15 protein-coding genes are annotated in these 13317 nt (G+C 62.9%); 6 read left to right on the top strand and 9 right to left on the bottom strand.

The window, feature by feature from the left end; translation table 11 throughout:
- Positions 1-51 precede the first annotated feature (51 nt).
- Together AC1MBU_RS15430 and AC1MBU_RS15435 are read right to left on the bottom strand one after the other, a co-directional pair.
- Complete coding sequence (locus AC1MBU_RS15430; protein ID WP_277357406.1) at positions 52-1251, bottom strand: mechanosensitive ion channel family protein; 1200 nt, start codon at positions 1249-1251, stop codon at positions 52-54.
- 90 nt (positions 1252-1341) lie between these two features.
- Complete coding sequence (locus AC1MBU_RS15435) at positions 1342-2172, bottom strand: CPBP family glutamic-type intramembrane protease (protein WP_479787879.1); 831 nt, start codon at positions 2170-2172, stop codon at positions 1342-1344.
- Between the two features lie 53 nt (positions 2173-2225).
- Here AC1MBU_RS15435 and AC1MBU_RS15440 point away from each other — a divergent pair, with 53 nt between their 5' ends.
- The 4 genes from AC1MBU_RS15440 to AC1MBU_RS15455 all read left to right on the top strand — a co-directional run bounded on the left by AC1MBU_RS15440 (position 2226) and on the right by AC1MBU_RS15455 (position 5570).
- Positions 2226-3539, top strand: coding sequence for a DUF2252 domain-containing protein (locus AC1MBU_RS15440; RefSeq protein WP_479787881.1), 1314 nt, complete (start codon positions 2226-2228; stop codon positions 3537-3539).
- Positions 3540-3581: 42 nt separating this feature from the next.
- Complete coding sequence (locus AC1MBU_RS15445; protein WP_479787883.1) at positions 3582-4967, top strand: dihydrolipoyl dehydrogenase family protein; 1386 nt, start codon at positions 3582-3584, stop codon at positions 4965-4967.
- A 100-nt stretch (positions 4968-5067) separates the two neighbouring features.
- Positions 5068-5340, top strand: a complete 273-nt coding sequence (locus AC1MBU_RS15450) for a hypothetical protein (protein ID WP_277357410.1) — start codon at positions 5068-5070, stop codon at positions 5338-5340.
- Positions 5337-5570: a DUF6480 family protein gene (locus AC1MBU_RS15455; RefSeq protein WP_277357411.1), complete on the top strand. Its 234-nt coding sequence runs from the start codon at positions 5337-5339 to the stop codon at positions 5568-5570. The genes AC1MBU_RS15450 and AC1MBU_RS15455 overlap by 4 nt, the downstream gene beginning before the upstream one ends.
- A gap of 77 nt (positions 5571-5647) precedes the next feature.
- Here the strand turns inward: AC1MBU_RS15455 and AC1MBU_RS15460 are convergent, their stop codons facing one another.
- The 7 genes from AC1MBU_RS15460 to AC1MBU_RS15490 form a co-directional block, all read right to left on the bottom strand.
- A complete protein-coding gene (locus AC1MBU_RS15460) occupies positions 5648-5953 on the bottom strand; it encodes a PRC-barrel domain-containing protein (protein ID WP_479787886.1) in 306 nt (101 codons plus the stop codon).
- Positions 5954-6134: 181 nt separating this feature from the next.
- Positions 6135-7193, bottom strand: coding sequence for an iron-siderophore ABC transporter substrate-binding protein (locus tag AC1MBU_RS15465; protein ID WP_479787888.1), 1059 nt, complete (start codon positions 7191-7193; stop codon positions 6135-6137).
- A gap of 119 nt (positions 7194-7312) precedes the next feature.
- Positions 7313-7732: a ChaB family protein gene (locus AC1MBU_RS15470; protein ID WP_471672170.1), complete on the bottom strand. Its 420-nt coding sequence runs from the start codon at positions 7730-7732 to the stop codon at positions 7313-7315.
- A 65-nt stretch (positions 7733-7797) separates the two neighbouring features.
- A complete protein-coding gene (locus AC1MBU_RS15475; protein WP_471672171.1) occupies positions 7798-8784 on the bottom strand; it encodes an ATP-grasp domain-containing protein in 987 nt (328 codons plus the stop codon).
- A 144-nt stretch (positions 8785-8928) separates the two neighbouring features.
- Entirely contained in the window at positions 8929-10122 is a 1194-nt protein-coding gene (locus AC1MBU_RS15480) for a TerC family protein (protein ID WP_479787891.1), read from the bottom strand.
- A gap of 96 nt (positions 10123-10218) precedes the next feature.
- The gene (locus AC1MBU_RS15485) at positions 10219-11202 is read right to left on the bottom strand and encodes an SDR family oxidoreductase (protein ID WP_479787893.1); all 984 of its coding nucleotides are present in this window, start codon (positions 11200-11202) and stop codon (positions 10219-10221) included.
- A 7-nt stretch (positions 11203-11209) separates the two neighbouring features.
- Positions 11210-12181 carry an aldo/keto reductase gene (locus AC1MBU_RS15490; RefSeq protein WP_346027381.1) on the bottom strand — a complete coding sequence of 324 codons (972 nt, stop codon included), beginning with the start codon at positions 12179-12181 and terminating at the stop codon, positions 11210-11212.
- A 165-nt stretch (positions 12182-12346) separates the two neighbouring features.
- Between AC1MBU_RS15490 and AC1MBU_RS15495 the strand changes: the two genes are divergently transcribed.
- Positions 12347-13042, top strand: coding sequence for an SDR family oxidoreductase (locus tag AC1MBU_RS15495; protein ID WP_479787895.1), 696 nt, complete (start codon positions 12347-12349; stop codon positions 13040-13042).
- Positions 13039-13317: an acylphosphatase gene (locus tag AC1MBU_RS15500; RefSeq protein WP_277357419.1), complete on the top strand. Its 279-nt coding sequence runs from the start codon at positions 13039-13041 to the stop codon at positions 13315-13317. The genes AC1MBU_RS15495 and AC1MBU_RS15500 overlap by 4 nt, the downstream gene beginning before the upstream one ends.

A 13317-nucleotide genomic window follows, 5' to 3' on the forward strand; every position in this document is an offset into this window, starting at 1 on the left:
CCCGCGCTCAGCTGCTCCGGAGGCAAATGTATCCCACCTCACACGGCTGCGTCAGGATCCTGTGCGTGCCTCCCGCTCGTCGAGCACATCCTCGCCCGGTCCGCTGAAGTCCGCTCGTCTCTTCTCTGCCTCCGGGGAGCCGGTGAAGAGGCGGCCGTCGCTGGGGTGCTTGCCGGCGTCGTCGTTGGTTGCGCGGTTGCTGGTTGGCGCAGCCGATGACGACGGCGACACCGCCTCCCAGCGCTGGCGCGGCAGCGCGTCGGGGAACCGGCTCTGGAGGAAGCCGACCATCTGCTCACGGACCAGGCACTGCAGGTCCCACAAAGCTCCGCTGTCTGCCGCGCTCACCAGGATCCGGGCGCGGACCATGCCGTCCGTGGCCTTGGTGATCTGAAGGGTGCCGGTGCGGTTGTCCCACAGCTCGGATGCGTCGAGGATCTCGCGCAACCGGACACGCATATTCTCGATCGGCACGCGCCAGTCGAGGTCCAGCTCAACTGTTCCCAGCAGCTCGGAGCGCCGGCGCGTCCAGTTCTCGAACGGTGTGGAGGTGAAATAGGTGGAGGGAAGAATGAGGCGGCGTTCATCCCAGGACTGGACCACCACGTAGGTCATGGTGATCTCCTCGATTGTCCCCATCTCGCCTTCCACAAGAACCACATCCTCCACGCGGATCGCGTCCGTGAAGGCCAACTGCACTCCGGCGAACACGTTGCTCAGGGAGCTCTGGACGGCGAGCCCTGCGACGATCGAGATGAGACCGGCAGAGGCCAGAATTCCGGCTCCCAGCGCGCGGACCTCGTCGATGGTCAGGAGCACAGTGGCGAGCGTGAGGGTGATGATGACGGCAACTGCAACCCGCCGGGCGAGCATGATCTGCGTCTTGAGCCGCCGGGCACGCCGGTTATCGCGGCTGGAGTTTTCGTAGTGGCGCAACACCACCGTCTCGACGATCGAGAGCACCGTGACCAGCAGCCACGCGAGGGACACGATGAGCGCCAGCACCAGCGCGTAGTCCACGGGCGGGTACCAGGCGGTGTCCCGGGCGGTGGCGCCGAGGGCAATGCGGACGCCGAGAACCGCGAGTACAGCCTGCAGCGGAGCACGCGATTTCCGGGTGACCTCCTGGATCTGCGGCACTTTCCGAAGGGAACGTGTTGCCACCCGGCGCAGGATCCACCCCAGTACGACGGCGGCAAGTACCGCGCCCGCCACGGCCAGGAATGGGGTGAGCACCTCGAGAAAATCCATTCCCCTACCGTCTCAGATGTCCCCGGGGGTCAGTCCAATCCCGCTTCCACCTGTTGAGGACCGGACGGGCTGTTGAGGACTGGTCGGTACCTAGTAGAGGAAGATCGCAAACCACTCCCGGTTGTGCGCGTGCAGCAGTACGAGGAAGAGCACGAAATCGAACAGCAGGTGCACGCTCACGATGTAGCTCAGCGACTTCGTCTTCGAGAAGATCCACGCCTGAATGAGGGCGAACGGATAGATGAGGAACGGGCCCCACGAGTGGAAGCCCAACTCCCACAGGAACGAGGTGAACAGGACCGCCTGCAGGAGGTTGGCCTGCCAGTCGGGAAGATGACGGCGCAGCAGCGTGAACGCGGTGCAGATGAAGAACAGTTCATCCCAGATCCCCAGGACGTTGGTGCCGAGGAACAACCGCGCTATGGTTCCCGGGTCTGAGGCCGCCGGCCAGTTCGCGTAGACACCGGTTGGGATCATATAGACCGGCAGGAGCACATACCCGATAACGACGACGGCAAGCAGGTACCAGCGTTCCGTCCGGTTCCATTTTTGGCCCGTCAGGACCGGGAAGCGGATGGCGTGGTCCCTGAACACGAAGCGGGACAGCAGGTAGGGCACCGCGACGGCCAGGATCATGGCCGTACCCATGACGGCCATGTGGCTGAAGCTGATGTCGGTGGTGATGGGGACGGCGCTGATGATGACGAGACCGATGGCCAGCAGCAGCAGATCCCTGAAAAGGCTCTTGCCATGCTGTGCTTTGCCGCTGAAGTAGGCAGTTGCCAGCGCTGCAGCAAGTATCAGATAGCCGGGAATCCTCTGCTCGAGCGCGAAGATGAGGAAGCCGGATGCGGATACGAGCGCGGCTGCGACGACAGGAAGTACCCGGGGGCGCGCGTCAAGGCTCGCCGTGGTGATCATGGTTTGAGCTTACGCCTTGCCCCGCTGTCAGGGCGCACCCCTAGACTGTCGAAATGGTAGAGAACAGCGAACGCGAATCGCTCATCGCCGACACCCTGGTCGAGGCGTTCAAACCGTTGATGGAAGCGGACCCGCACGGCTTCCGGACCAAGTTCCGCAAGATGGCGGCTGATCCGTTCGCGTTCTACCGCGGCAGCGCCTGCCTGTTTTACGCGGACATGCGCGAGATGACGGATGAGTGGGCTGATGACAACACCAGCCGAATCTGGATTCACGGGGACCTTCACGCGGAGAACTTCGGCACCTACATGAGCAGTACGGGCCAGCTCACCTTCGACATCAACGACTTCGACGAGGCCTACCTCGGTCACTTCTCCTGGGACCTGCGCCGGTTCACAACCTCGCTGGCGCTGATGTGCTGGCAGAAGGCGCTTCCGGAGGAAGCCGTGCGCTCCCTGGCCCGCACGTACCTTTCCGCCTACCTCGACCAGGTGAAACATTACGACGACGCCGGGCAGGATGATTTCGCGCTTCACCTCGGCAACACCTCGGGCACTATTCACTCGGTGCTGCTTACGGCGCGCGCTTCGCGGCGCACCGATCTGCTCGACGCGATGACCTTCGTGGAAGACCACGAGCGCCACTTCCAGAACAACCGCAAGACCCGCAGGCTCGAGGAAGCGGAGCACGCCATGGTGGCGAAGGCGTTCGAGGAATACCTCAGCACCATTCCCGAAGACAAGCGGTCCCACAGGGAAATCTTCTACAACGTCAAGGACATCGTCGGCAGCTCGGGTTTCGGCATCGGCAGCGCAGGTTTGCCTGCGTACAACGTACTCATCGAGGGTTTCAACGAGGCCTTGGAAAACGACATCATCATCTCGATGAAACAGGGAAACAAGGCCGCGCCCAGCCGCATCGTCACGGATGATCGGGTGCGCTCGTACTTCGAGCATGACGGCCACCGCACTGTCATCAGCCAGCGGGCCCTACAGGTCCACACCGACACGTTCCTCGGCTATACCACCGTGGACGGCGTCGGGTTTGTGGTTGATGAGCTCTCCCCCTACAAGGCGGACCTGCGTTGGGATAACCTCACCGAGCCGGACGAGATTGAGCCAGTGCTCGTGGGTTTGGGCAGGGCCACCGCCAAGGTGCACTGCGCCTCGGACGAGGACAGCGACCAGGACCTGGTGGACTTCCAGACGGAACGGGCCATCATGCAGGTAATCGAGGGGCGCCGTGAGGAATTTATCGAGGACATCCTGACGTTCTCCCTCGACTATGCGCGGACGGTCCGTGATGATCACGCGCTCTTCGTCGATGCGTTCCGGGAAAACCGCATTCCGGGCGTTCCGTCCACCTGAGGGATTGTCTGCGCGAAAAGTTGCGGTCAGGAAGAGGTCGTTATGGATTTCGATGTACTGGTGATCGGGGCCGGCCCCGCGGGCATGGCGGCAGCAACACGGGCGGCAGAGCTGGGAGCACGTACCGCCGTCGTCGAGCGTGCGCGGCTGGGCGGAACCTGCGTGAACTCGGGCTGCGTGCCCACGCGGGTGCTCGCGAAAACCGCCCGCCTGTACCGGGAAGTACGCACTGCGCGGGACTACGGGATTGTGGTGCATGAGCCCGCCGTGGACTGGCAGCAACTGATTCGCCGGGTCCGAACCACCGTGGACCGCGTTCTGGATGCCAAGGGCTACGGCGAGGCCATGCAGCAGCTGGACATCACGCTGCTGAAGGGTGAGGCGTCCTTCACCTCACCGCATGAGGTGTCGATTGACGGGCGCCCGGTCAGCGCCGCCTCTGTCATCCTGTGCGTGGGCGGAAGTGCACGACGACTTCCCATCCCGGGGGCTGAGCACGCGGTGCTTCCCTCCGATGTCCTCGACCTCCCCGAACTGCCGGACTCAGTCGCGATCATCGGCGGCGGTCATACCGGCGCGCAATTGGCCACCATCTTTGATGCCCTCGGCTCAAGGGTCACCCTGCTGGACCTTGCGCCGCGCATCCTCACCACCGAGGACCACGACGTCTCCACCGCCGTCACGGACGGCTTCCGTTCCCGCGGCGTGACCGTGGATGTCGGCATCGGCGGTGTGGACGGCATCAAAAAGCATGACGACGGCGCCCTGGAAATCCGCTGGCAGGGAACCGGCGGCGCACAGTCAGCACGCGTGGGAGCGGTCATCATGGCAGCCGGCTGGCCCGCGAACATCTCTGGTCTCGGGCTGGAGGCTGCGGGCGTCGCCACCGCCCGGGGAGCCATACCGGTGGACAACTACCTTCGGTCAAATGTGCCGCACGTCTTTGTTGCCGGTGACGCTAACGCAACCTCCATGCTGGTGCAGGCGGCAGTCTTCGAGGGTGAAACAGCTGCGGAGAACGCGGTCCTGGGCGCACACCGCACCACACCGCACCATCTGCTCCCTGAGGGAGGTTTCACGGATCCGGATTACGCGGGGGTGGGACTCACCGAGGCGATGGCCAGGGAGCGGGACGCCCAGTGCGCCGTCGTCGTTGTTCCCTATGGCTCCGTGGAGCGTCCCATCATTGATGACCGGGAGCAGGGGTTCCTGAAACTGGTCACCGACAGGCACCGCGAGCTGATCCTCGGGGCGCACGCCGTAGGCGAGAATGCGGTCGAGGTCATTCAGGCCGTTGCGTCCGCAATGGCGGCCGGTACTGATGTCGCCACGCTGGCCCGCGTGAAGTTCGCCTACCCTACCTACAGCTCAATCATTGGCCACGCTGCACGCAAGGCGGTGCGGGGAGCAGGGAAAGACTCCTGGTGACCCGACTGCTACTGTGGGACGAGCATCACTACAAAGCTTGCTTATCAACGGGCACCGGCAGAAAGCCGCAGCATCGTCACGAGGGCAGTCAGGAGTAGCCATGGGCAGCGCGGAGAAGAAGTTTTCAGTTACCGAGGAGTCGGACAGCAAGCACCCACAGGACTGGGGCCGGGCCATGGCCGTGGCAATCAGCCGTCTGGTGGAGTTGGCCCACGAGGCCGGGGATGTCGTAGAAGACGAGAACCTCTACGGGGAAGACCTGCACCTGTACCTCAGTGAAACCGAGGAGGGTGCAAACATCACGATGTCCTGGACCCCAAGGGCGTCGGCATCATCCGCATCGCCGGAACAGCCCGGGCAGGAGCTCGGATGAGCAGCCAGAATCCGGATCCGGAGAAAGACAAGGTCACCGGACTGGAGCCGGGCGGCGGCGTTCCGCCGGGTGAGACTCCTCCGGCAGAGGCGAGCACCGGTGGGCCGCAGGGTCACGAGGAAGGTGCACCCGGGAAGGCCGCGTCCCGCATCTGGCTGGTGCTGATCGGTATCTTCGTTTTGCTCGGCCTGCTGTTCTTTGTCGGTTACATCGTCGGGCTGTTCGACTAAACCTGTTCGGTCAGGCGCTCTATTCCACAGTGAAGCGGCCGAAACCCATGGGGGACGGCCGCTTCACTGTTGCAATCTCAGACCCGGTAGTAGTCCCGCAGGGAAGCCTCCTGGTCAGCGGTCAGGCCTTCCTCTACCGTGAAGTCCGGTGAATCCTTGATGGCATCCTTGGACACTGCGACATAAAGGTTCTCGCCATCAATCCGGGCGCCTGCGAGCGGTACGAAGTGCTCCCGCGTGTTCAACAGACCGAGACCAACAGTCACCCAGGCCGGCTCGTTCGAGGGCCCGTCGAGATGCACCTGGGTGACGTTCCCGAGTTTTTCTCCGCTGGCATCCCATGCCGTGGCGGCCTGCAGTTCTTCCAGTTCCAGGTTGTCCATGATGCCTCCGAGCTTCGATGAGAAGTACCCTGACCATTCCAGTGCATGAGGCTCAGAAAGGCAACGATGGAGCTCTCGCTGGACCTACGGAAAGGGCGCCCCACCGAAGTGGAACGCCCTTCCGCCGGCGCGTGCCGCCGTCGTACTGGTGTTGCCTGCCCTACTGGTGTTGCCTTGAGCGTTAGGCTGCTTCGGCGGCTTCTGCTGCTTCGTTGATCATCGGAAGCCACTTGTCCAGCGCCCAGACCAGGGACAGTGGGCTGGCGGCGGAGATGGACAGGGTGAGGGTGTTGTCGGCATCCGCGACGAGCGCGCCTGACTCCACAGCCGGAATCTGGCTCAGCAGCGGGTCTGCGAAGATTGCTTCCTTGGTGGCCTCGTCCGGAACCCAGGTCACGAAGATGTCGGACTCAAGCTCATCGGCACGCTCGGCTGACCAGGGAATGAAGAATTCCTCTCCGGTGGCGTTCTCTTCAACGACGCTGGCCATCTCCATTCCAATCTGGGTGAGGAAACGGGGGCGGTTGTCGCTGGCCGTGTAAATATTCACGCCCTCGGAGTTGGCCGGCTCCAGATTGCCGAAGATGAACGTCTTGCCGGCGATGGCTGGGTACTCGGCCGCGGCCTCGGCGATCTTGTCTTCGGTCTCGCTGACCAGCTGTTCAGCCTCTTCAGTCAGGCCAAGCGCCTTACCGATCATTGCGGTGGAATCCTGCCACGCGGTGCCGTAGGCAACCTCGGGGTAGGCAACAACGGGGGCAATCTCGCTCAGGGTGTTGTAATCCTCTTCGGTGAGACCGGAATAGGCCGCGAGGATGACATCGGGGTTGGTGGCAGCGATCTCGTCGAACGCAATTCCATCAGCCTCGGAGTACTGGACGGGCGCGTTCTCGGTGCCGATGGCAGCACCGAGCTCTTCCAGCTTGGCGTCCTTCCACGGGACGGAGCCCTGCTCGTTTCCGCCGTACTCATTGACCGGCATTCCAACGGGCACCACGCCGAGCGCCAACGCAATATCATCATTGACCCAGGACACCGTTGCAACGCGTTCAGGCTTTTCCTCGAGAACGGTCTCACCAAAAGCGTGCTCGATGGTGACGGGGAAGGCATCAGCAGAGCCGGCCTCATTGGCTCCGGCTGCTTCCGAGCCGCCGCCTGCCGGACCGGTTGAGCATGCGGAGAGGGACAGTACCGCGATGGCTGCTGCGGCTATCAGACCGCGCACACGGGTGGGGGCCATGAGGGCTCCTTGACTTTCGAGACGGCGTGAACGGACCGTCGGAATGGTTACGAAAGTAAGGCTAGCCTACGCTTGGTGCTATTACGAAATGTTTGTGTTGCGTAATAGGCGCCTGGCCCCTAGTTCCGGGCTTTACGGGTCTCCCGCTCATTGGCCTTCTGGATGGCGTCGACCAGTTCCTTCTTGGTCATGGTTGAGCGCTTGGGAATCTCAAGCTTTTTCGCAACCTCGTAGAGGTGCTCCTTGGTGGCATTGGCGTTCACCCCGCCGGCGGTTTCCTTCGCCGTTCCGCGACCGCCTTCCGCCTGCTCATCGGAGGGTCCCTTGGCGTCCTTCTGCTCCCAGTGGTCGCCGACCTTCTCATGGGTGTGTTTCAGGGCGCTGTACGCAGTGCGGTGCGCCCGTTCGCCGTCACCGTACTGTTCCTCCGCGGAATCGAGCGTCCGGGCATAGGTTTCCTGTGCCAACTTGTCCGACCGCTGCAGAGTGCTGGGCAGCTCGTTTGTCTTGACCTTGCCTGACTTCGTTACCTTCGGCATTGCTTTTCGCTCCTTCCATGGCGGGTGGGGCTCGCACTTTCGAGGCTACCGCTGAGCGCCGGCTTTTACACGAACGACCCTGCCGGCCCGGCTGCTACCTCCGCCAGGTACTTGGCGAGCGCATCTGGCGCTGAGCGCGGCGCTTCAGCCTCCACCAGTGCGTTGTAGTTGGTGTTGGTGTTCACGTCATAGGTCAGTACGCGCCCCTCTGCGGTTTCCATAAATTCGATTCCGCACACCTCGATGTTGTTCCGTCGGGCAAATTCGACGTACTTCTCTATGATCGGATGGTCGAAGTCACGGCGGAGGCTGAAGAGCTGCTGGCCGGCAACAGGTTCAATGGTGGCCCCCGGTGGCATGATCGGCTTTCCCGTGGCGGGATCGATGGCGCAGGCGTCCGCCGGGCAGAGCTGGAAACCGCCGCGGGCTGTATCCGCCTGAATCGCGTAGATGAACTCGCCGCCCACAATCTCCACACGCGTGATGATCGGTTCGGCTGCCTGGATGAATTCCTGGATCAGCGTGATGCCGTCCTGCGGCTCCTCGAATTCATCCGACACCACATACTCGGCCAGTTCGGCGTGGCTCTCGAATTTGCGGACTCCCAGGCCCTTCCCGCCCTGATTGTGTTTGGTGATGAAGGGGGCCTGGAAACCCTCCGCCGCGTCCAGGATTCGATCGCGTCCAATGGCCGCGACCGTCCGGGGCGTGTCGATGCCCGCCGCTTTCAACGCCGTCAACTGGTCTACCTTGCTCATCTCAAGCTCAAGGACCCGCCTGCCATTGATGGTCCGCCGGCCGTGAGCTTCGAGCCAGGACAGCACTGCCCGCGCATAGTCCTTGGACAAATCATGGTTCCGCGTATGCGCTGAAGCGCTGATCCGCGACCAGAAAATACCTTCCGGGGGCGTCGAGTCGAGGTCCAGCACGCCGTCGGTCAGCAGCCACTCCTCGAACTGGAGCCCCTCCTGCTCGAAGGCACGGGCAAACGGAGGAAACCACTCGGGGTTCTCGTGCAGGGCGTAGATCTTTGGAGCTTCCGACGTAGTCATGTTCGGTGCAACCTCTCTCTCGAAGGGGCTATTCCACCTCGCGCCTCCCGCCTGGACCCCAAAAGCGCCGGGGAGTGGCACGATCGTGGGGACGTCCCCACGAATCTGCCACTCCCCGGCGCTTTTGGCTCGGGCGTGCGCGTTTTAGCGCGTTGGCTCGCGTTCGAGTGCGGCTTCATGCACCTCGTGGGCACGGGTAAGGAGTGCCTTGAACTCGGTCTCGTTCCGGATATAGCGCTTGTACTTTTCCGGCTGCTTCTTGAGCATTGCCTCTTCGGCGCACATCTTCTCGAAGATACGCTCCCGCTCGTTGATGTCTGTCTCGTAGTTGAGGTCGAGGTACTCGATGGCGTGGCGCCGGGCACCGGAGATGAGGGTCTTGGCCTTTCCCTTCGGGCTCACCAGGGAAGCAATGACCGTCACCAACAAAATGCCGAGGATCAGGCTGAGGGAAAGCCCGGTGGAAATTTCCACCACGTTGACCGGCTGTCCATCGTTGATGAACGGGACGTTGTTCTCGTGCAGCGCGTGCAGCATCAGCTTCACCCCGATGAGACCGAGGATCGCGGCGAGGCCGTAGGAGAGGTAAACCAACCGGTCCAACAGCCCATCAAGAAGGAAGTACAACTGGCGCAACCCCATCAGGGAGAAAGCGGTGGCGGTGAAGACGATGAAGACGCTCTGCGTCAGACCGAAGATGGCGGGGATGGAATCAAGCGCAAACAGGATGTCCGTAGCGCCGATGGCCACCATCACCAGCAGCATCGGGGTAAGGACCTTCTTGCCGTTCTCAACCGTGAAGAGTTTGTCGCCGTCGTAATGTTCCGTGGCTGGCAGGAACTTGCGCGCCATCCGGACAATGAAAGTTTCTTCCTCCTCCACGTTTTTCGGCTTGAGGATGTTGCCGGCCGTGATCAGCAGGATGAGGCCGAAGATGTAGAACACCCAGGCAAAGGAGTTGATCAGCGCGGCACCGAGGAAAATGAACCCGGTCCGTGCGATCAGCGAAAAGACGATGCCGAACAGGAGCACCTTCTGCTGGTCCGCCCGCGGCACCTTGAACGTGGTCATGATGATGAGGAAGACAAACAGGTTGTCCACGGAGAGTGCCTTCTCCGTGATGTACCCGGCGAAATATTCCGTGCCGTACTGGGGACCGGCAAAGATCAGCACTCCCACGCCGAACAGCACCGCGATGCCCACATAGATGGCGGACCAGACGCTGGCTTCCTTCAGGGACGGGGTGTGCGCCTTGCGCACGTGGAAGAAGAAATCGAAGAGAAGCAGCCCCACAATTCCTGCGATCGTCAGAATCCAGACAAGTGTGGGCACTTCCATGCGTATATCTCCTCGACAGTGGGCTGTAACTTCACCGTAGTTCCACGTTCAGCACCCCTGCAAGCAGTTCAGCTACCGGTAAAAGTCCTGTACCGGTCAAGACTGGGCTGCGGCAATGATTCGATCGAATGCTGCATCAAGTTCGAAGTCAACCTGCTGACGGTTGGGATCGGCGTCATACCAGGCGACAATCTCACGCGCGCCGAGGGCGAACGGGGTTGTGCAGATGAAGTCCGGCACCAATGCCTTGATCTTGGAGTTGTCAAAGATCACAGAGTGTGACTTGTCGCCGAGCAGCTGGGAACCGAGGTCCGGAAGGTACGCGGCGATAGTCTCGGACGCGACATGGACCAGCTCCGGTTCCGGCGCTCCCGCGGCCTCCGCGAACAACTGGTAGATCCGGTTCCAGGTCAAAAACTCGTCAGAGGTGATGGTAAAGCTGTCCCCGATCGCCTGCGGCAGTCCAAGCAGCCCGACAAATGCCTTCGCGAAGTCAGTGCTGTGCGTCAGCGTCCACAGAGAGGTGCCGTCACCGTGGACCAACACCGGCCGTCCCGCCCGCATCCGTGCGATGTCCGTCCAGCCGCCTGCGATGGCGATCTTCGTGTGGTCGTACGTATGTGACGGCCGCACGATGGTAACGGGGAAGCCGCGCTCCCGGTACTCAGCCACCAGCAGGTCCTCGCAGGCAATTTTCTCCCGCGAGTACTGCCAGAACGGGTTGCGCAGCGGAGTGGACTCACGAATGGGAAGGGCTGCCGGCGGTTTTTGGTATGCCGAGGCCGAACTGATGAACACGTACTGGCCGGTTCGCCCGGTGAACAGTTCAATATCGGCAGCGATGTGGTCGGGGGTGAAAGCCACGAAGTCGACGACGACGTCGAACGTGCGGTTACCGAGCGCAGCACGGACTTCGTCCGGCTTCCGGATATCGGCGGTCAACACTTCCGCTCGCGATGCCACCGGGCGCTCGGTGGTGGTTCCCCGGTTCAGGACGGTGACAGAGTAGCCCTGCGCGAGCGCCCGGTCGACGACGGCGGTGCTGATGACGCCGGTCCCGCCGATACAGAGAATCTTCACGCGGACCTCACCACGCGTAATCCTCGGGCGCGGTCTTGTGGCCCGGGAAGATGTCATCGAGCGTGGACAGGGTGTCGTCGTCGAGCTTTATCTCAAGGGCACGCAGGCCGCCGTCGAGCTGTTCCTGGGTTCGTGGGCCGATGATCGGCGCCGTGACGGCAGGCTGCGCAAGGAGCCAGGCAAGGCCCAGGTCCGCCGGCGAGTGGCCGAGCTTCTCAGCCAGATCCTCGTAGCGCTGAATCTGATCCCGATGCTTTTCAAGGGTGTCGGCGGCGCGGCCCTCGAGACGGCGGACGCCTTCATTCTCCTTCTTCAGGACACCGCTCAGCAGCCCGCCATGCAGCGGCGACCAGGGGATGATGCCAAGCCCGTATTCCTGGGCGGCAGGTAGAACTTCGAGCTCCACGGTGCGGGTGAGCAGGTTGTAGATGGACTGTTCGCTGATGAGGCCCGTGTAGTTGCGGCGAGCAGCGGCCCCCTGCGCCTGGGCAATGTGCCAGCCGGCGAAGTTGCTGCTGCCGGAGTACAGGATCTTGCCCTGCTGGACGGCAACCTCGACGGCCTGCCAGATCTCGTCCCAGGGCGTGTTCCGGTCGACGTGGTGGAACTGGTATAGGTCGATGTAGTCGGTCTGGAGACGCTTCAGGCTGGCGTCGAGCGCGCGGCGGATATTCAGTGCGGACAGTTTGCCGTTGTTGGGCCACTCATCCATGTCACCGTAGAGCTTCGTGGCCAGCACCGTCTTCTCACGGCGTCCCCCACCCTTTGCGAACCAGCGCCCCACAATCGCTTCGGTGCGGCCCTTGTTCACGCCCCACCCGTACACGTTGGCGGTGTCGAAGAAGTTGATCCCGGAGGCATGGGCCGAATCCATGATGGAGTGTGAGTCCGCTTCTTCGGTCTTGGGCCCGAAGTTCATGGTGCCGAGGCACAGGCGGGAAACAGACAGGCCGGAGCGGCCAAGGTGGGTGTACTGCATCAGGAAAAGTTCCTCTCGGGATGAACGTGCGGGAATCCGCTTTCCATCCTGCCAAGCTCGGCGCGCGTGCGCTAGGGGGTAACTTTTGTGCACCTCCGGTGACTTGGAGCGCTGGCGGGCCCGCCGGATCTGCGCAAAAGTTCCCCGGCGCCTAGGATTTCACCCATGACTTCTTCAAACCCGCTGCCCGTGGCGCTTATTACCGGAGCCTCCCGGGGCATCGGCCGCGCCATTGCCGATGAGCTCGCGCCCACCCATCACCTACTGCTGGGCGGTCGTGACCGCACGGCCTTGGACGCCCTCGCGGCGTCCTACCCGTCCGCGAAGCCCTTCGCCGTGGATGTGCGGGAAGTGACGGAAACCGATGTCGCCGGCATCGACCGCCTGGATGTCCTGGTGCACTCCGCCGGGGTCCTGCAGATGGGCGCGGTTGCTGATCTCGATGACGAGACGTGGCGAACGAGCTTCGACATCAACGTCTTCGCCGTCGCAAAGCTGACCCGGCTCCTGCTGCCTGCCCTCCGCGAGGCCCGCGGGCAGGTCATCGCGATCAACTCGGGTTCGGGCTACAGCTCCGGCGCGGGCTCGGCTGTCTACAGCAGCACCAAGTTTGCCCTCCGCGCGCTCACTGACGCCCTTCGGGAAGAGGAGCGGCCCAACGGCGTCCGGGTGTCCTCGATCCACCCCGGACGGGTGGCGACGGACATGCAGGCCGAACTTCACGACTTCGAGGGCAAGGAGTATTCCCCCGGTGCCTGGATCCAGCCGGCCCAGGTGGCCAAGGCAGTGCGTCTTGCAGTTGACGCCTCGCGTGATTCGGCAGTGGAGTCGCTCAATATCCGTCCCTCGGGAATGGCATGAGCACGGTTCGGCTCACCGCGACGGTGACGGGCGAGGTCCAGGGCGTCGGCTTCCGCTACCGCACCCGGCAGCAGGCGGAGCAGCTCGGGCTGGTCGGTTCGGCCACCAACCGGCCGGACGGTTCGGTGCTGGTTGTTGCGGCCGGACCGTCGTCAGCCGTTGAACAGCTGCTGAAGTGGCTGCGCTCCGCGGATGCTCCCGGCCGCGTTGAGAAGGTGGAAGCGGACCTGCACGACGACGGCGCCAGCGGACTCACAGGCTTCGTCACGGACTAG

It is taken from the genome of Arthrobacter sp. PTI12 (assembly GCF_056679915.1).

Coding starts and splice junctions, on each gene's coding strand:
- AC1MBU_RS15430 (WP_277357406.1), bottom strand. CDS start 1,251: ATGGATTTTCTCGAGGTGCTCACCCCATTCCTGGCCGTGGCGGGCGCG.
- AC1MBU_RS15435 (WP_479787879.1), bottom strand. CDS start 2,172: ATGATCACCACGGCGAGCCTTGACGCGCGCCCCCGGGTACTTCCTGTC.
- AC1MBU_RS15440 (WP_479787881.1), top strand. CDS start 2,226: ATGGTAGAGAACAGCGAACGCGAATCGCTCATCGCCGACACCCTGGTC.
- AC1MBU_RS15445 (WP_479787883.1), top strand. CDS start 3,582: ATGGATTTCGATGTACTGGTGATCGGGGCCGGCCCCGCGGGCATGGCG.
- AC1MBU_RS15450 (WP_277357410.1), top strand. CDS start 5,068: ATGGGCAGCGCGGAGAAGAAGTTTTCAGTTACCGAGGAGTCGGACAGC.
- AC1MBU_RS15455 (WP_277357411.1), top strand. CDS start 5,337: ATGAGCAGCCAGAATCCGGATCCGGAGAAAGACAAGGTCACCGGACTG.
- AC1MBU_RS15460 (WP_479787886.1), bottom strand. CDS start 5,953: ATGGACAACCTGGAACTGGAAGAACTGCAGGCCGCCACGGCATGGGAT.
- AC1MBU_RS15465 (WP_479787888.1), bottom strand. CDS start 7,193: ATGGCCCCCACCCGTGTGCGCGGTCTGATAGCCGCAGCAGCCATCGCG.
- AC1MBU_RS15470 (WP_471672170.1), bottom strand. CDS start 7,732: ATGCCGAAGGTAACGAAGTCAGGCAAGGTCAAGACAAACGAGCTGCCC.
- AC1MBU_RS15475 (WP_471672171.1), bottom strand. CDS start 8,784: ATGACTACGTCGGAAGCTCCAAAGATCTACGCCCTGCACGAGAACCCC.
- AC1MBU_RS15480 (WP_479787891.1), bottom strand. CDS start 10,122: ATGGAAGTGCCCACACTTGTCTGGATTCTGACGATCGCAGGAATTGTG.
- AC1MBU_RS15490 (WP_346027381.1), bottom strand. CDS start 12,181: ATGCAGTACACCCACCTTGGCCGCTCCGGCCTGTCTGTTTCCCGCCTG.
- AC1MBU_RS15495 (WP_479787895.1), top strand. CDS start 12,347: ATGACTTCTTCAAACCCGCTGCCCGTGGCGCTTATTACCGGAGCCTCC.
- AC1MBU_RS15500 (WP_277357419.1), top strand. CDS start 13,039: ATGAGCACGGTTCGGCTCACCGCGACGGTGACGGGCGAGGTCCAGGGC.